General features: G+C 49.3%; 16 protein-coding genes. 5 read left to right on the forward strand and 11 right to left on the reverse strand.

The annotated features are described in order from the left end of the window. Nucleotides 1-45: 45 nt before the first annotated feature. A complete protein-coding gene (locus HMPREF2871_RS01415; RefSeq protein WP_049329917.1) occupies nt 46-774 on the reverse strand; it encodes a YebC/PmpR family DNA-binding transcriptional regulator in 729 nt (242 codons plus the stop codon). Between the two features lie 364 nt (nt 775-1138). Here HMPREF2871_RS01415 and HMPREF2871_RS01420 point away from each other — a divergent pair, with 364 nt between their 5' ends. Next, entirely contained in the window at nt 1139-2569 is a 1431-nt protein-coding gene (locus tag HMPREF2871_RS01420) for an alanine/glycine:cation symporter family protein (protein WP_049335517.1), read from the forward strand. Nucleotides 2570-2627: 58 nt separating this feature from the next. Here HMPREF2871_RS01420 and HMPREF2871_RS01425 read toward each other — a convergent pair whose 3' ends face one another. Next, complete coding sequence (locus HMPREF2871_RS01425) at nt 2628-3254, reverse strand: PAQR family membrane homeostasis protein TrhA (protein WP_049335514.1); 627 nt, start codon at nt 3252-3254, stop codon at nt 2628-2630. Nucleotides 3255-3443: 189 nt separating this feature from the next. Here HMPREF2871_RS01425 and cysD point away from each other — a divergent pair, with 189 nt between their 5' ends. Together cysD and HMPREF2871_RS01435 are read left to right on the forward strand one after the other, a co-directional pair. Further along, nucleotides 3444-4385, forward strand: a complete 942-nt coding sequence (cysD, locus tag HMPREF2871_RS01430; protein ID WP_079453679.1) for a sulfate adenylyltransferase subunit CysD — start codon at nt 3444-3446, stop codon at nt 4383-4385. 232 nt (nt 4386-4617) lie between these two features. Next, on the forward strand, nt 4618-5181 hold the full coding sequence (locus tag HMPREF2871_RS01435) for an RBBP9/YdeN family alpha/beta hydrolase (protein ID WP_049322739.1): 564 nt from the start codon (nt 4618-4620) through the stop codon (nt 5179-5181). Between the two features lie 134 nt (nt 5182-5315). Here the strand turns inward: HMPREF2871_RS01435 and pyrC are convergent, their stop codons facing one another. The 3 genes from pyrC to HMPREF2871_RS01450 form a co-directional block, all read right to left on the reverse strand. Beyond that, the gene (pyrC, locus tag HMPREF2871_RS01440; protein ID WP_049335510.1) at nt 5316-6350 is read right to left on the reverse strand and encodes a dihydroorotase; all 1035 of its coding nucleotides are present in this window, start codon (nt 6348-6350) and stop codon (nt 5316-5318) included. Between the two features lie 97 nt (nt 6351-6447). Further along, nucleotides 6448-7041, reverse strand: a complete 594-nt coding sequence (locus HMPREF2871_RS01445) for an NMCC_0638 family (lipo)protein (protein ID WP_049335508.1) — start codon at nt 7039-7041, stop codon at nt 6448-6450. A 12-nt stretch (nt 7042-7053) separates the two neighbouring features. After that, nucleotides 7054-7278 carry a sulfurtransferase TusA family protein gene (locus tag HMPREF2871_RS01450; RefSeq protein WP_003681929.1) on the reverse strand — a complete coding sequence of 75 codons (225 nt, stop codon included), beginning with the start codon at nt 7276-7278 and terminating at the stop codon, nt 7054-7056. Between the two features lie 109 nt (nt 7279-7387). Here HMPREF2871_RS01450 and HMPREF2871_RS01455 point away from each other — a divergent pair, with 109 nt between their 5' ends. Continuing rightward, nucleotides 7388-7999 (forward strand): CNP1-like family protein, encoded by a 612-nt coding sequence (locus HMPREF2871_RS01455; RefSeq protein ID WP_039862007.1) that lies wholly within the window; start codon nt 7388-7390, stop codon nt 7997-7999. Between the two features lie 63 nt (nt 8000-8062). Here HMPREF2871_RS01455 and HMPREF2871_RS01460 read toward each other — a convergent pair whose 3' ends face one another. After that, nucleotides 8063-9178 (reverse strand): porin, encoded by a 1116-nt coding sequence (locus HMPREF2871_RS01460; protein WP_004519454.1) that lies wholly within the window; start codon nt 9176-9178, stop codon nt 8063-8065. 388 nt (nt 9179-9566) lie between these two features. Between HMPREF2871_RS01460 and HMPREF2871_RS01465 the strand changes: the two genes are divergently transcribed. Further along, on the forward strand, nt 9567-10313 hold the full coding sequence (locus HMPREF2871_RS01465) for a carbonic anhydrase (protein WP_004519452.1): 747 nt from the start codon (nt 9567-9569) through the stop codon (nt 10311-10313). Between the two features lie 63 nt (nt 10314-10376). Here HMPREF2871_RS01465 and HMPREF2871_RS01470 read toward each other — a convergent pair whose 3' ends face one another. The 5 genes from HMPREF2871_RS01470 to HMPREF2871_RS01490 form a co-directional block, all read right to left on the reverse strand. Beyond that, nucleotides 10377-12011, reverse strand: a complete 1635-nt coding sequence (locus HMPREF2871_RS01470) for a CTP synthase (protein ID WP_004519451.1) — start codon at nt 12009-12011, stop codon at nt 10377-10379. Nucleotides 12012-12135: 124 nt separating this feature from the next. Beyond that, nucleotides 12136-13791 (reverse strand): AMP-binding protein, encoded by a 1656-nt coding sequence (locus HMPREF2871_RS01475; protein ID WP_004519450.1) that lies wholly within the window; start codon nt 13789-13791, stop codon nt 12136-12138. A 93-nt stretch (nt 13792-13884) separates the two neighbouring features. Then, nucleotides 13885-14988, reverse strand: coding sequence for a tRNA 2-thiouridine(34) synthase MnmA (gene mnmA, locus HMPREF2871_RS01480; RefSeq protein ID WP_004519449.1), 1104 nt, complete (start codon nt 14986-14988; stop codon nt 13885-13887). 126 nt (nt 14989-15114) lie between these two features. After that, nucleotides 15115-15591, reverse strand: a complete 477-nt coding sequence (locus HMPREF2871_RS01485) for a copper chaperone PCu(A)C (protein WP_004519448.1) — start codon at nt 15589-15591, stop codon at nt 15115-15117. A 131-nt stretch (nt 15592-15722) separates the two neighbouring features. Continuing rightward, nucleotides 15723-16106, reverse strand: coding sequence for a diacylglycerol kinase (locus HMPREF2871_RS01490; RefSeq protein ID WP_039862003.1), 384 nt, complete (start codon nt 16104-16106; stop codon nt 15723-15725). Nucleotides 16107-16168 lie beyond the last annotated feature (62 nt).

The following is a 16168-nucleotide window of genomic DNA, read 5'->3' on the forward strand; positions in this document are numbered from 1 at the left end:
AAAGGCCGTCTGAAATTTCAGACGGCCTTTTGTTCTTTAAACTGTTTAGTCCAGATTCAACACGGCAGAAGTGTAAACGTCTTGTACGTCGTCCAAATCTTCCAATGCGTCAATCAGTTTTTGCATCTTAACCGCATCTTCGCCGCTCAATTCAGTTTCGTTTTGGGCGCGCATGGTAACGTCGCCGTCAACAGATTTGTAGCCTGCGGCTTCCAAAGCCGATTTCACACCGGCCCAGTCGTTCGGCGCGGTAATCACTTCGATGGAACCGTCGTCGTTGGTGATGACGTCTTCCGCACCGGCTTCCAAAGCTGCTTCCATCAGCGCATCTTCGTCAACGCCCGGTTCAAACACCAAATAGCCTTGATGAACGAAGTTGAACGCTACGCAGCCGTCGGTACCCAAGTTACCGCCGTTTTTAGTGAACGCATGGCGCACATCGGCAACGGTACGGGTTTTGTTGTCGGTCAGACAGTCCACCATCAAAGCCGCGCCGCCGATGCCGTAGCCTTCGTAACGCAACTCGATGTATTCCACGCCTTCCAGATTGCCCGTACCTTTGTCGATGGCACGTTGCACGTTGTCTTTAGGCATATTGTTTTCAGCGGCTTTTTCCAAAGCCAGGCGCAGGCGCGGGTTCGCGCCGGGATCGCCGCCGCCCATGCGGGCAGCAACGGTAATTTCTTTAATCAGACGGGTGAAGATTTTGCCGCGTTTGGCATCTTGTCGGGCTTTTTTGTGTTGGATATTTGCCCACTTACTATGGCCTGCCATGTTGATTCCTTTCGTTTTTTCACGCGCTGAGGCGGAATTTGCTTCATTTGTAAGGCGTGCATTTTATCATAAGTTGCCTTTAGCCAAAATATTCAGACGGCCCGAATATTTGCAAAAACAGGCCGTCTGAAAACAAAGAAACTTTTTTAAATAAAGAAGCACATTTGCGGCAAACCTTTGTCAGTTTTTCGTTTTAATTCACGAAGGTTTACGGTATGATGACAAAATCGGTCAAAATTGTTAACAACTTAACCGGTATCGAATGGCAAAACGGCCTGCTCGCCGATATTGCCAAACGCGAAAAATGAGTGGGAGTAGTTACCCGTATCATTTTATTTTTATTGTTTTTATTAAAGGTTTTATTATGGAAGAAATATTGTCTGCTCTGGTGGGTGCAGTCAATCTGGTTCTTTGGGACTACCTGCTGATTTATGCCTTAATCGGTATTGGCCTGTTTTTTACCCTGTACTTGGGCGCGCCGCAAATTACCAAATTGGGGGCGGGTTTTAAAGCCGTTTTCGGCGGCTTGTTCAGCAAAAAAGACAAAGACCACGAAAGCAAATCCCTGTCTCAATTTCAAGCGCTTGCCGTAGCGATTTCTGCGCAAATCGGTACCGGTAACGTTGCCGGTGTCGCCACTGCGATTACTGCCGGCGGCCCGGGGGCCATTTTTTGGATGTGGTTGTCTGCCATTCTGGGCATGTCTACCATTTTTGCAGAAGCCGTTTTGGCGCAAAAATACCGCGTGGTCAGCCACGGCAAATACATCGGCGGCCCTGCGTTTTACATCACGCACGGCCTGACCCCGAAAATCGGCCGTGGCGCGGCGCGTTTCCTGTCCGGCTTTTTCTCCATCGCCTTGATTATCGCGCTGGGTTTCATCGGCAACGCAACCCAATCCAATTCCATCGCCTCGGCCATGAATTTGGCTTTCGATATTCCTCCGATGGCTGTCGGCATTGCTTTGGCGGTATTCGCCGGCCTGATCATCATCGGCGGTATCAACCGCATTGCCGGTATCGCGCAATTTGTCGTGCCGTTTATGGCGGTAATTTACATCTTGTGTGCCGTGATTATTTTGTTCAAATTCTCCGACCACATTATCCCGATGTTCCACAGTATCTTTGTTGCCGCCTTCAATCCCGAAGCGGTATTGGGCGGTGCGGCCGGTATCGGTATGCGCGAGGCAGTCCGCTTCGGCGTGGCACGCGGCCTGTTTTCCAATGAGGCCGGTATGGGTTCGACCCCGCACGCTCACGCGACCGCCAACGTCAAACACCCTGTGCAACAAGGTATGGCCGCGTTTATCGGTATTTTTATCGATACGCTGATGGTCTGCACGGCAACCGCGCTGATTATCCTGCTGACCGATGCCAACCTGTCCGGCGAAACCGGCGCAGCAGTTACCCAACTGGCGTTTAACAAAGCCTTCCCGGGTTTTGGTTCACAATTGCTCGCCGTCTGCCTGACCTTCTTCGCCTTCACCACCATCATCGGCTGGTACTACTTCGGCGAATCCAATATCCGCTTCCTGTTCCGCGGCAAACACTTGGGCATCTACCGCGCACTGGTTTTGGTGGCCATCGTATTGGGTACATTGGGCAAAGTGGATTTGGTTTGGAGTATGTCCGATATGTTCAACGGCTTTATGGTTTTGCCGAACTTAATCGCCCTCTTCCTGCTGCGTAAGGAAATCCGTGCGGTTTATGACGATTATCTGGCGCAAACCAAAGCCGGCAAAGAGTTGACCTACAACTACGAATTCCACGAATTCCACGACAAAAACCCAGATTAACGACAAACAAAAACCTCTCAGTCAAACTGAGAGGTTTTTTATTTCAGGCCGTCTGAAACTACAACACATAAAAATAAATACTGATAAATTGCGTCAAACTGCCTGCTAAGACAAACAAGTGCCAGATACCGTGGCCGTGGCGGATTTTCGTATCGTTGATAAACCAATAAATCCCCGCGCTATACAATACGCCGCCCAACACCAGCCAAAATAATCCACCAGCCGAAAGCGACTGTATCAGCGGCCATACCGCCACCACAATCAGCCAGCCCATCAACACATAAATCACCATCGACAGCAGCCGCTTCTCGCTTTTGCGCCCAATTGTCAGTTCCTGAACAATGCCTAGCAAAGCCAATCCCCAAGACACGCCGAAAAGCGACCAGCCCCAGCCGCCGTGAAGGGTAATCAGCGTAAACGGCGTATAACTGCCTGCAATCAAAAGATAAATCATACAATGATCAACCTTTTGCAAAATCGCCTTGGCCTTAGGCTGCGGAATACTGTGATATAAGGTTGAACCCAAATACAGAAGCAGCAGGCAGATTCCGTAAGTCAGTGCACCGGCAATCCGATAGCCGTCCGCCGATTCCACCGCTTTCACCAGCATCAGCACCAACGCCGCCACTGCCAATAAGAAACCGGCCAAATGGCTGTACGCATTAAATCTCTCGCCGTGATACATAAACCATTCTCATTTCTAAAAGACCAAAGTGTACGCGAAGACAGAGGCTTCGTCAGAGAAATCGGTTTAAAAATAAGTTAAAGCGCAAAGGCCGTCTGAAAAACACGGCCTTGCAATATAACAAAAACATCTTTGCAACAAACAAACCATTCTTTCCCTTTTTCAGACGGCCTCACTAAAGTATCGACTATCGCCAAGGTTGCAAAGAGAGAAAAAATGTCCATCCAAAACCACCACCTCGACTGGCTCGAAGCCGAGTCTATCTACATCATCCGCGAAGTCATTGCCAACGCCCAAAATCCGGCCTTGCTGTTTTCCGGCGGCAAAGACTCAGTCGTATTGCTGGCGCTTGCCGTCAAAGCCTTCCAAATCGAAGGCCGTCCGCTGAAGCTGCCGTTCAAACTCCTGCACGTCGATACCGGCCACAATTACCCCGAAGTCATCCAATTCCGCGACGACACAGTCGCGCGTACCGGCGTACAACTTGTGATCGGTAGCGTAGAAGAATCCATCCGCAAAGGCAGTGTCGTCTTGCGCCGCGAAACCGATTCTCGCAACGCCGCCCAAGCCGTTACGCTGGTTGAAACCATTGAAGAACAAGGCTTTGATGCGCTAATGGGCGGCGCTCGCCGCGATGAAGAAAAAGCGCGCGCCAAAGAACGCATCTTCTCTTTCCGCGACGAGTTCGGCCAATGGGATCCTAAAAACCAACGTCCTGAATTATGGTCGCTCTACAACACACGCCTGTTCCAAGGCGAAAACATGCGCGTATTCCCGATTTCCAACTGGACGGAATTGGACATCTGGCAATACATCGCACGCGAAAAACTCGCCCTGCCGCCGATTTATTACACCCACAAGCGCGAAGTTGTCGAACGCAACGGCCTGCTCGTTCCCGTTACCCCGTTGACCCCAAAACGCGAAGGCGAAATTGCCCAAATCCGTGATGTCCGTTTCCGCACCGTCGGCGATATTTCCTGCACCTGCCCTGTTGCCAGTACCTCCGCCACGCCCGAAGACATCATTGCTGAAACCGCCGCCGCAACCATTTCCGAACGCAGCGCCACGCGCATGGACGACCGCGTATCGGAAGCGGCAATGGAAGAACGCAAAAAACAAGGCTATTTCTAAACCGGTTTTTCAGACGGCCCATATATATTTCAAACCCGAACAACACGGCAAAACCATCTGCCCCTGCCGTGTTGTTTGCTTTATTATTCTTGCAAATATCATTTAACAACAAAAGCTTAATTAAAAATCCTTACCAAGCGACAAACAATAAAACATAAACAAACATGGTATAATAAACGCTTACAGGCAGAGATTTAGACAAAAGTCTCAGGCCGTCTGAAGGAGGAAAAACATGAATCGACGCGTTTATATCGTACATGGCTTTGAAGGCAATCCGCACGGCAACTGGTTTGACTGGCTTTGCGCCCAAATCAAAAGCACCGGCGCACAAGCAATCTCCCTCGCCATGCCCAATCCCGACAAACCAAGCACGACCGCGTGGCAGTTTACCCTTGACCAGCACATCGGCAAGCCCGATGCCCATACCTTCCTAGTCGGCCACAGTCTCGGCTGCATTACCCTCCTTCACTTTCTCAGCCGCCAACAGCCCCAAAAAATCGGCGGTCTGTTGCTTGCCGCCGGTTTTGCCGATACGCTGCCACCCCTGCCTGCGCTTGATGCCTACATTAAAGCAGCGTCGCCCGATTTCGACATCCTGCGCAAAATCGACATGCCCAAACACTGTCTGGTTTCCGACAACGACACCCATGTTCCGCCCGAACTGACTTTGGACATGGCGGCCAAACTCAAAAGTCCTGTTACCCATATTCCCGAAGGCGGCCATTTGATGGCTTCGGACGGCTTTACCCAACTGCCGCAGGCTTGGGAAGCACTGAAACCCATGTTGACCGAATAAACACGCAATATAATTTGGTTTTCAGACGGCCTTGTCTGTCTCCCCTCCCCACGACAGGCCGTCTGAACGACAATAAAAAAACAACCTGCCCTTTCAAGCAGGTTGTTTCTTTTTATGCCTTATTGACAGCAAATTTAATATTGCACCGTCCATTCAATCTCACCGCCGGCCCTCATCGGTACAAGCTCGCCATCGCCGTAAGGTACGCTGATAGGTACGGTTTGTGTTTGTTTGACCAATGTGATGGTATCGGTATTTTCAGGCAGACCGTAGAAGTGCGAACCGTTTCTAGAAGCAAAGGCTTCCAGTTTGTCCAACGCGCCTGCTTTCTCAAACACTTCAGCATAAAGCTCAATGGCAGTCATCGCGCTGAACATACCGGCACAACCGCAAGCATTTTCTTTGGCAGTTTTGGCATGTGGTGCAGAATCCGTGCCGAGGAAGAATTTGTGCGCCTTATCACCGGTAACGGCGGCAACCAAAGCCTGACGGTGGGTTTCGCGTTTGAGAACCGGCAGGCAGAAATGATGAGGGCGTACGCCGCCGACCAAAAGGTCGTTGCGGTTGAGCAGCAAGTGTTGCGGCGTAACGGACGCGGCCACATTATCGCCGGCTTCTAATACCAGTCGGGCTGCTTCGGCAGTAGTGATGTGTTCAAACACGACTTTAAGATTCGGCACTTGCGCCAAAACCGGCTTCATCACGTGCTCGATAAAGGCGGCCTCGCGGTCGAAAATATCGATTTCTGAATCAGTTACTTCGCCGTGAACCAAAAACAAAATACCCTGTTTTGCCATTTCTTCCAACACGGGAATCAGCTTAAACAAGTCGGTCACGCCGGAATCGGAATTGGTGGTCGCGCCCGCAGGATAAAGTTTGAAAGCCACAATACCGGCAGCCTTAGCCTCACGCACGAGTTCGGGAGTGGCATTGTCGGTCAAATAAAGCGTCATCAACGGCTGAAAGGTGCTGCCTTCCGGCAGGGCGGTCATAATGCGCGCTTTGTATGCTTGGGCATCGGCAACGCTGACGACAGGCGGCTTCAGGTTGGGCATGATAACCGCGCGGCCCATTTGTCGGGCGGTGTACGGGGCAACGGCTTTGAGCGCATCGCCGTCGCGCAGGTGTAAGTGCATATCGTCGGGGCGGATGATAGTCAGGGTTTGCATAGCTTACTTTCGAGTGGTTTGGTTTGATAATGTTTCAGACGGCCTTTATTCGGCGGTAACGGTTTCTATTAATTTGATGTTTCAATCGTCAGCTGGCCTAAGGCAAAACGGCAGCCTTATTGTCGTAAGAATGATGGGTCAAATAAAAAACAGCCTGTACCTGAAAATGCTCGGACGACGTTGTTTTGACAGTCAACAAGGTTTCTTTCGGACTGCCGGACGCGCGCCATGCGTAAGAAATCTGACGCATAGGCAACGGAGCTTCCGACAAATTATCGGCACGCAATTCAGCGTTCAAACCTTGCGGCGGATTTTCTGCCAAAGCCAAAAATTGTTTAAAAATCAGATGGTCGTCGGCTTTAGCCGTGCGCACGCTGCAACTGTCTTCAGTCAGGCTCAAATAATAATCTGCGCCGTTTACCGTTTTCTTCCAAATGCTTAATGCCTCCAAATCCATCATTCCGGCAGGCAAATCGGCAATATCTTTTTTCGACAATAAAACCAGTTTGTTGGCATTGGCAAACTCGCCGACAAGGGCGGCATCGCCGTCTGCGGCCACGCAGCTTTGGCGGAACAAGTCGGTTACATTTTGGGCATAATCGGCAGCGTTCTGCGGTGAAACGCCTTCATTGCCGCATGCACTCAGGCAAACAGCCAATACGACGGCAGACAACGCGACGGCTTTAGACATTTCAGACGGCCTTTATTTGTGTTTCAACACCAGCTTGAACACGCCGTCGGCTTCGCTCGATTCCAACAAGACATGTCCGGTCTGACGGCAAAACGCTTCAAAATCGCCGGGCGCGCCGCCATCGGTAGCCAATACGGTCAGCACTTCGCCCTCCTGCATTTGCGCCAAAGCTTTTTTAGCACGCAAAATCGGCAGCGGGCATTTCAAACCGATGACATCCAGAGTTTGTGTATTCATGATGAAAACTCGTCATATTAATCAGAATTAACGTCAATTATACCGCACTTACTTGCACCCCACCCTGCAAGCCCATAAAATAAAGCCGTTTTTCACTTTGGAGCTGTCTATGCGCCGTTTTGCCCTTCTCGCTCTCAGCCTTGCCGCGACTCAAGCATTTGCTTTGGGTTTCAGCCAAAAGGATACGCTGACCAACACGCGTTATCAGGAAAGCCCTGAAGAAGTTGCCGCACGCGAATTTAAAGAACATAAAGCCGAGTTGCCGCCCTTGCCCGATACCCAATCGGGCGATTGGTTCGACCTCTATGTCAACGAAACCTACGGCAAGCAGCCCAAAATCCTGCTCAGCAGCCTGCAAATCATGCCTGCGCCGGACAACAGCATCCGCTATGTCTTGAACGTACGCTCCGACAAAGGCTACGACAACCTCTCCGTCGAAGGCCTCTATTGCGCCCGTACGTCCTTTACTTACAGTAACGACAAGCGTTCTTCTTACAAAGTATTCGCATACGGCGACACAGTAAACCACCGCTGGATCGAGCCGCGTAAAGGCGATTGGAAGCTGATCGGCAATGCGTTCAGCCGCAATGATGCCCTGCACACCGCCCTGTATCAGGCATTCTGTATCGACGGTATGCCGACAACGGTCGAAGGCTTGGTACAACGTTTGAAAGAACGCGGCGGCCGTCACGGCACAACACTGACCAAGCACGACAAATAAACCGCTTTAATCAACAAAAAGGCCGTCTGAAATTTTTCAGACGGCCTTGTCTTTCAAGACGGTTTAGAATTTGTGATACAGGCCCACAGAAGCGGCTTTTTGTTCAACGCCGCCTTTGTTGGCCGCAGTCAGACGGGTTTTGTTGCCGACTTTCAGATACGCCAGTTGAGCATTGATGCCGGTGCGTTTGCTGAAGGTGTATTGGCCGCCGATAACGACTTGGTCGAATTTATCCACCAATTTCTCGCCACTGTTCACGCCCTTGGCAGGCCAGCCGTGTGCGTAAGTAATGCGTGGGGTCACGTTGCCGAATTTGTAGCCGACAGTTACCGCTGCATCAACTACTTTCACGGCTTCCTCTTTGCCTGTGTCGGTAGTGATGTCACTACCCTTGTACTGATTAAAATCATCGGTGAAATAGCCTAAATATTTGTTGGCTGTCTCATGGCCTTTGGCATATTGTACGCCGCCGCCGACAAAGAGATTGTCTTTATCGTAATAAGTTTCGACTTTGGCGATTTGCGCCGCTTTGGCTTTGCTTGATTTGTCGGTGTACGCGCCGTTGTAGTGGCCGTAAGCCGCATTGGCGGTAAAGCCGTTTTTAGAGAAACTCACGCCGCCGGTGTATTGGTCTTTGGCCGCTTGGGTATGCGTGTATTTATCTGAAGGATTGCGGTTGTCGCGCGGTGCGTAAGACACGTTGAATTTGAATCCGCCGAAATCCGGGCTGTCGTAGCGTACAGCGGCGTTGCGGTTGCCGGTACGGGTAAAGATGCCCAAGCCTGCGGCATTGGTTTTGTACATCCATGGATCGATGGTGTCCATTTCATTCAGCATATTGCTGAGTTTACCGGCGCGAATCTTACCGAAGTTACCTTGCAGGCCGATGAAGGAGTCCCGAGTGGCAAAACCTTGGGAACCGCCGGTAATGGCCGTTTTTTGTTCTACCTGCCAAATGGCTTTCAAATCGCCGCCCAAGTTCTCGCTGCCTTTGAAACCGATGCGGGAGGTATTGTCATTGATGCTGGTTGCGGTAGAGCTGGTTTCAGAACCTGCATCACCTTTGATTTTTACTTGACCGACGGTCACGCTACTTTTGATTTGACCATACAGAATCACTTCTGCAGATGCAGCCAGCGGCAAACCGGCAATAACCAAAGCGATAATCGATTTTTTCATTATTCTCTCCAAAACAAAGTTAAAATCTCGTGAAAACACGTTTAGCAATATTAATGTTTTCCAACGCTACAAACAACTACTTTCATCTTGATAAGCACTTTTATTTATTAGAGTTTAGACTTTTTACAACATTTTCAAATAAAACAGGCCGTCTGAAAGAAATTTCAGACGGCCTCTCCCATTCAAAGTCACTGCAAGGACAATCATCCCTCTTATTGCAATCATTTAATCAAAAATGATTGCTTGATAAATGTTTGCCATATATCAACCCAACATTCCCAAATTGCCACTATCATTAACTTTCTTCTTATGAAGAAGTTTTTTTATATCAATAATTTATTTGGTATAAATTTTTTCTTTTACCTAATATAAATAAACAGGAGCCCTTATGTTGAACAAACATCTCTTTTTATCTTTGCTAATGGCTGTCTCTACTGCAACGGTATCCGCCGAAACCCATCATGCACATTGGTCTTACACAGGTGAAAACGATGCTGCACACTGGGGCGATTTAAGTGAAGACTTTGCTGTCTGCAAAACAGGCAAACAGCAATCTCCTGTGGACTTCTCCGCAACAAAAGCAGTAAAAGGCAAACAACTGGCATACCGTTACAACGTCGCCGACTACAAAGTAGAAAATAACGGCCATACCCTTCAAGCCACGCCGCAAGGCAAGGCACAAACCATCGTGATTAACGGTAAAACCTATACCTTAAAACAATTCCACTTCCATACGCCGAGCGAACATACTTTCAAAGGCAAACATTTCCCGATGGAAGCGCATTTCGTCCATCAAGCCGAAGACGGTACTTTGGCGGTCATCGGCTCTGTATTTAAACCGGGCAAAAACAACCCTGCCTTGTCCGCACTCATTGCCAAAAAACTGAAAGCAGGCGAATCCGTAGATTTGAAAAACTTGAATATCCAAGCCCTGCTGCCTAAAGATAGCAAGTCATTTCAGCTGAAAGGCTCGCTGACAACGCCGCCTTGCAGCGAAAACGTGACTTGGGTTGTCTTAAAAACTCCGGTTCAGGCAGATGCGGCGCAGTTTAAAGCCATGCGCGACATTATCGGTGGCGAAAACAACCGTCCCGTACAACCTTTGAACGACCGCGAAGTCAATGAAGACAAATAACTTCTAAGGCCGTCTGAAAAGAAAAAAGCACCCGGATAACGGGTGCTTTTTCAATCACATCAATCAGGCTTTTTTGTTACCCAACGCGGCTTTCACAAACGCGCTGAATAAAGGATGGCCTTTGCGCGGATTGGAAGTAAATTCCGGATGGAACTGACACGCGAAGAACCAAGGATGATTTGGCAATTCGATGGTTTCAACCAAACGCTCACGGCCTGCGGATACGCCGCCGATGACCAAACCAGCTTTTTCCAACTGAGGCACATAGTTGTTGTTGACCTCGTAGCGGTGGCGATGACGTTCGCGGATATGTTCGCTACCGTAGATTTTTGCGGCAAGGCTGCCCGGTTTGAGGTCAACTTCTTGCGCACCCAAACGCATGGTACCGCCCAAATCGGCAGATTCGTCACGGGTTTCTACGCTACCGTCTGCAGTTTGCCATTCGTCAATCAGGGCAACGACAGGCGCAGCGCATTTCAAGTCAAACTCGGTAGAGTTCGCACCTTTCAAGCCTGCAACATCGCGGGCGTATTCGATCAGGGCAATTTGCATGCCCAAGCAGATGCCCAAGTATGGTACGTTGTTTTCACGCGCATAGCGTACGGCGGCAATTTTGCCTTCCACGCCGCGTGAACCGAAGCCGCCCGGCACCAAAATCGCGTCCATGTCTTTGAGCATGGAAACGTCGCCATTGCCCTTCTCAATGCTTTCGCTGTCGACAAAGGTAATTTGTACGTCGGTTTCAGTGTGAATACCGGCGTGTTTCAGTGCTTCGATCAATGATTTGTAGGACTCGGTCAAATCAACGTATTTGCCGACCATCGCGATTTTGACGGTATGTTTCGGATTTTGAATCGCGTGAACGATTTTCTTCCATTCGGTCAAATCGGCTTGTTTGACATTCAGTTGAAGCTGCTCGGTAATGATGCTATCGATGCCTTGGTTGTGCAGCATTTCAGGGCATTCGTAAATGCTGTCCACATCGTAGCTGCCCACGATGGCGCGTTCTTCAACGTTACAGAACAAAGCAATCTTACGGCGCTCGTCCGCAGGCATTTCTCTGTCCATACGGCAGATCAGGATGTCCGGTTGTAAACCGATGCTCAACATTTCTTTAACGGTATGCTGGGTCGGTTTGGTTTTGATTTCGCCGGCGGCGGCAATGTAGGGAACATAGCTCAGGTGGGCAAACAATGTATTATTACGGCCGAGCTGGCTGCGCATTTGACGGATGGCTTCCAAGAAAGGCAACGATTCGATATCGCCGACTGTACCGCCGATTTCAACAATCGCCACATCATAACCAGCCGCGCCTTCATGGATACGGCGTTTAATTTCATCAGTAATGTGCGGAATCACTTGTACGGTACCGCCCAAATAGTCGCCGCGACGCTCTTTGGCAATCACGTTTTCATAGACTTGGCCGGTACTGAAGCTGTTGCGGCGGGTCATGGTGGCGTTGATGAAACGCTCATAGTGACCAAGGTCGAGGTCAGTTTCCGCGCCGTCATCGGTCACAAATACTTCGCCGTGTTGAAACGGGCTCATGGTACCCGGGTCAACGTTGATATACGGGTCAAGCTTAAGCATGGTCACGTTCAAGCCACGCGACTCGAGAATAGTAGCAATAGAAGCGGCGGCGATACCTTTACCCAAAGAAGATACAACGCCGCCGGTTACGAAAATGAATTTAGTCATGATGTGATACCCATGTTGGAATGTGTGATTTTAACTTGAAGCAGCATATTCTGGCAAACGGCAAAAGCTTCAGGCCGTCTGAAAACAGCGTTTTCAGACGGCCTTATCATACTGATTCTATATATCAGCGCAGCTCGCGGCGCAGGATTTTGCCAACGTTGGATTTTGGCAACTCGTCGCGGAATTCGATGTCTTTCGGCACTTTATACGCCGTCAGTTCTTTGCGGCAGAAATCGATCAGTTCTTCCTTGGTCAAAGACGGGTCTTTGCGTACGACGAAGACCTTAATCGCTTCACCGGTTTTCTCGCTTGCCACGCCGATACAGGCGACTTCCAAGACTTTGTCGTTGCTGGCCACCACTTCTTCGATTTCGTTCGGATATACATTGAAACCGGATACCACAATCAAATCTTTTTTGCGGTCCACCAGCTTCAGCCAGCCTTTTTCATCCATCACGGCAATGTCGCCGGTCTCTAAAAAGCCGCGTGCATCGATTGCTTTGGCGGTTTCTTCAGGACGGTTCCAATAGCCTTTCATCACTTGCGGACCGCGTACCCACAATTCGCCCGGCTGTCCGATAGGCACTTCTTTGCCGTCCGCATCGCGTAATTCGACTTCGGTCGAAGGAACCGGCAAACCGATACCGCCGCTGTAAGCCTCGATATTCAAAGGATTGCAACACACACCCGGGCTGGCTTCGGTCAAACCGTAAGCTTCCACAATCGGCGTACCGGTGATTTTTTTCCATTTTTCCGCAACGGCTTTTTGCGTTGCCATACCGCCACCCAAAGTCAGCTTCAAACGGGAAAAATCGACTTCGGCGAAATCCGGACGGTTGACCATCGCATTAAACAAGGTATTCACACCGATGAACACGCTAATCGGCTCTTTTTTCAATTCGCCGATAAACCCCTTCATATCGCGAGGGTTGGTAATCAGGATGATTTTAGAACCGGTATTCGCAAAGATCATCAGGTTTACCGTCAAGGCAAAGATATGATAAAGCGGCAACGCGGCAATAACCGTTTCTTTGCCTTCGTGCAGGCTGTTTTTAATCCATTCTTTTGCCTGCAACATATTGGCGCAGATATTGCCATGACTGAGGACGGCACCTTTTGCCAAACCGGTCGTGCCGCCTGTATATTGCAGCAAGGCAGTATCGTCACGTGTCAACTCGACTGGTTTGAACGTATTTGCTGCACCTTGCTTCAAGGCCGTCTGAAAAGTGATGGTATTTGGAATGCGGTATTCCGGCACCATTTTTTTCACTTTGCGGATGACAAAGTTCAGCAACGCGCCCTTAATCATGCCGAACATCTCGCCGACCGACGCGACAATCACATGTTTGATTTGCGTACGCGGCAACACCAGCTCCAGCGTATTGGCAAAGTTCTCCAACACGACAATCGTGGTCGCACCGCTGTCTTTCAACTGATGCTCCAACTCGCGCGGCGTATAAAGCGGATTGGTATTCACTGCCACCAAACCTGCCTGCAAAATACCGAAAAGCGCAATCGGATATTGCAAAACGTTCGGCATCATAATTGCCACACGCTCACCGCGCGGTAGTTTCAATACGTTTTGCAGGTAAGACGCAAAATCGGTCGCCAACTTGCCCACTTCGGCATAAGTCAGTGTTTTGCCCATATTTTGAAAAGCAGGTTTATCTGCGAATTTCTCGACACTTTGACGGAATACATCGCTGATGGAGCTGTATTGAGAGATATCGATTTCAGGGTTTACGCCTTGTTCGTAGCTTTTGAGCCAGAGTTTTTCCATATTGATCAGTCTTTTATTTAGTCGTTTTTTGAAATCGAGGCCGTCTGAAAGGCTTTATTCAATCTGCCGCTTCGTTTTCAGACGGCCCTTTTATTAAGCTGTAATAATGACAGGCTTGTCGGTGGACATGATGATACCGCCGCCCAAGCACACATCGCCGTCATACAGTACCGCAGATTGGCCTGGGGTTACTGCCCACTGCGGCTCGTCAAAAACAAGCTCGATGGTTTCATCATCTAAATAACGCAACGTACAAGGCGCGTCGGCCATACGGTAGCGCGTTTTGCAGGTATAGCGGCCTTCTTTCGGGCGTTCTGGCAATGTGAAGCTCAAATCGTTCATAACCAGGCTTTGCGTATAAAGCAAAGGATGGTCATGGCCTTGGACGACAATCAGTTCGTTTTTGGTCAAATCCTTGGCCGCAACAAACCACGGCTCGCCTGCGCCGCCGATGCCCAAGCCTTTGCGTTGGCCCAGCGTGTAAAACATCAAGCCGACGTGTTCGCCGACTACTTTGCCTTCAGGGGTCACCATTTTGCCATTATTGGTCGGCAGGTATTTTTGCAAAAACTCGCGGAACGGGCGTTCGCCGATAAAGCAGATGCCGGTACTGTCTTTTTTGGTTGCAGTCGGTAATTTGAATTCTTCGGCAAGACGGCGGACTTCAGGCTTCTCCAACTCACCCAATGGGAAAATCGAGCGCTCGAGTTGGAAAGGCTTGAGACGATATAGGAAATAGCTTTGGTCTTTATTTTGATCCAAGCCTTTGAGCAGGTAATGCACGCCGTTTCGAACTTCTTTGCGGGCATAGTGTCCGGTGGCAATGGTATCGGCGCCCTGCTCTATGGCATAGTCCAAAAAGCATTTGAATTTAATTTCGGCATTGCACAAGATATCCGGGTTTGGCGTGCGGCCTGCGCTGTATTCTTTGAGAAAATAGGCAAATACGTTGTCTTTATATTGCGCGGCAAAATTGACGATGTCGATGTCGATGCCGATGATATCGGCAACGGCAATGGCATCAAAGGAATCTTGTTTGATGCTGCAATATTCGTCGTTGTCGTCATCTTCCCAGTTCTGCATGAACACGCCGCTGATTTGATGGCCTTGCTGTTTGAGCAGGGCCGCGGTAACGGATGAATCGACGCCGCCGGAGAGGCCGACGATGATGTTTGCTGGTGTGTTGTGAGTATTCATGAGCGGAATGTGGGTTTTAAATACATTTTTTAAAGCGTGATTTTAGCACATTTTGATTTGACGACAGAAAAGGCCGTCTGCAAGCCCAACGACTTTCAGACGGCCTTTATATGCAAATTCAAGCAATTAGTGCTGATGTGCGCCACCGTGTGCGCCGTGATCATGCTGCATTTCGGCTTTAGGTGCGGTTTTCACTTCCAGCTCGACAGTTTGAGGTTTCGCGTTTTTGAATTTCAGGGTTACAGGCACTTTTTCGCCTTCTTTCAATTGTTTTTTCAGACCCATGAACATAACGTGGTAGCTGCCCGGTTTCAGCTCGGTTACGCCTTTTGCAGCCAAAGGCACGCCGCCTTTAACTTCGCGCATACGCATAACACCATTGTCGTTAATATGGGTGTGTACTTCAACACGTTCGGCAACAGGGCTGCTGCCGCCTACCAAGAAGTCTTGTTTGGCTTCATCGTTTTGGATTTTCATGAATGCGCCACCCATTTTCATACCTTCGACAGTGGCACGTGCCCAACCGTCTTCAATATGGATACCGGCTGCAGATACGGAAGTTGCCAAGCCTGCCAGAATCAGGGTTGCCATTAATTTTTTCATGTTTTGCTCCTTGTGTTTGCCAAATGGCTGGGATATACAGCCTTCATCTTACAACCAAAGGCCGCCTGAAAACTTTGATATAGATTAATTAATACTATCTAATCCTAACGAATTACTATATTACCACATTTTTAAGCAGTTAATGCAATAATCCAAACAATAAATAACATGAACAAAGCCATCAATTGCGCGGCCGAGCCGGCATCTTTGGCACGCTTGGCCAGCTCGTGTTTTTCAGTAGAAGTATGGTCAACGGCTGCCTCGATGGCGGTATTAAACAATTCGGTAATCAGTGAAATAAACGATGCGACAACAAGCACCATTTTGGTGACCGATCCGAAATCAAGAAACAACGCTAAGAAAATTAAAATCAGGTTCAACCAAAAAACTTGGCGAAATGCGCTTTCATAACGATACGCGGCAGCCAGTCCGTCTTTGGAATAACCAAACGCATTGATAATGCGCTTAATGCCGTTTTTACCTTTTTTTTCAGATGCGTAGGAAGATGGTTCCATCATATTCTCAACATAAAAAGGCCGTCTGAAAAGAAACGGTCGGGTCAATTTTCAGACGGCCT

The sequence above is a fragment of the Neisseria sp. HMSC067G12 genome, assembly GCF_001812725.1.
Lineage (GTDB): Bacteria > Pseudomonadota > Gammaproteobacteria > Burkholderiales > Neisseriaceae > Neisseria > Neisseria perflava.

Excerpts from the sequence above, each read along its gene's own strand:
- HMPREF2871_RS01415 (WP_049329917.1), bottom strand. The coding sequence starts at position 774 with ATGGCAGGCCATAGTAAGTGGGCAAATATCCAACACAAAAAAGCCCGA.
- HMPREF2871_RS01420 (WP_049335517.1), top strand. The coding sequence starts at position 1,139 with ATGGAAGAAATATTGTCTGCTCTGGTGGGTGCAGTCAATCTGGTTCTT.
- HMPREF2871_RS01425 (WP_049335514.1), bottom strand. The coding sequence starts at position 3,254 with ATGTATCACGGCGAGAGATTTAATGCGTACAGCCATTTGGCCGGTTTC.
- HMPREF2871_RS01435 (WP_049322739.1), top strand. The coding sequence starts at position 4,618 with ATGAATCGACGCGTTTATATCGTACATGGCTTTGAAGGCAATCCGCAC.
- pyrC (WP_049335510.1), bottom strand. The coding sequence starts at position 6,350 with ATGCAAACCCTGACTATCATCCGCCCCGACGATATGCACTTACACCTG.
- HMPREF2871_RS01445 (WP_049335508.1), bottom strand. The coding sequence starts at position 7,041 with ATGTCTAAAGCCGTCGCGTTGTCTGCCGTCGTATTGGCTGTTTGCCTG.
- HMPREF2871_RS01450 (WP_003681929.1), bottom strand. The coding sequence starts at position 7,278 with ATGAATACACAAACTCTGGATGTCATCGGTTTGAAATGCCCGCTGCCG.
- HMPREF2871_RS01455 (WP_039862007.1), top strand. The coding sequence starts at position 7,388 with ATGCGCCGTTTTGCCCTTCTCGCTCTCAGCCTTGCCGCGACTCAAGCA.
- HMPREF2871_RS01460 (WP_004519454.1), bottom strand. The coding sequence starts at position 9,178 with ATGAAAAAATCGATTATCGCTTTGGTTATTGCCGGTTTGCCGCTGGCT.
- HMPREF2871_RS01465 (WP_004519452.1), top strand. The coding sequence starts at position 9,567 with ATGTTGAACAAACATCTCTTTTTATCTTTGCTAATGGCTGTCTCTACT.
- HMPREF2871_RS01470 (WP_004519451.1), bottom strand. The coding sequence starts at position 12,011 with ATGACTAAATTCATTTTCGTAACCGGCGGCGTTGTATCTTCTTTGGGT.
- HMPREF2871_RS01475 (WP_004519450.1), bottom strand. The coding sequence starts at position 13,791 with ATGGAAAAACTCTGGCTCAAAAGCTACGAACAAGGCGTAAACCCTGAA.
- mnmA (WP_004519449.1), bottom strand. The coding sequence starts at position 14,988 with ATGAATACTCACAACACACCAGCAAACATCATCGTCGGCCTCTCCGGC.
- HMPREF2871_RS01485 (WP_004519448.1), bottom strand. The coding sequence starts at position 15,591 with ATGAAAAAATTAATGGCAACCCTGATTCTGGCAGGCTTGGCAACTTCC.
- HMPREF2871_RS01490 (WP_039862003.1), bottom strand. The coding sequence starts at position 16,106 with ATGGAACCATCTTCCTACGCATCTGAAAAAAAAGGTAAAAACGGCATT.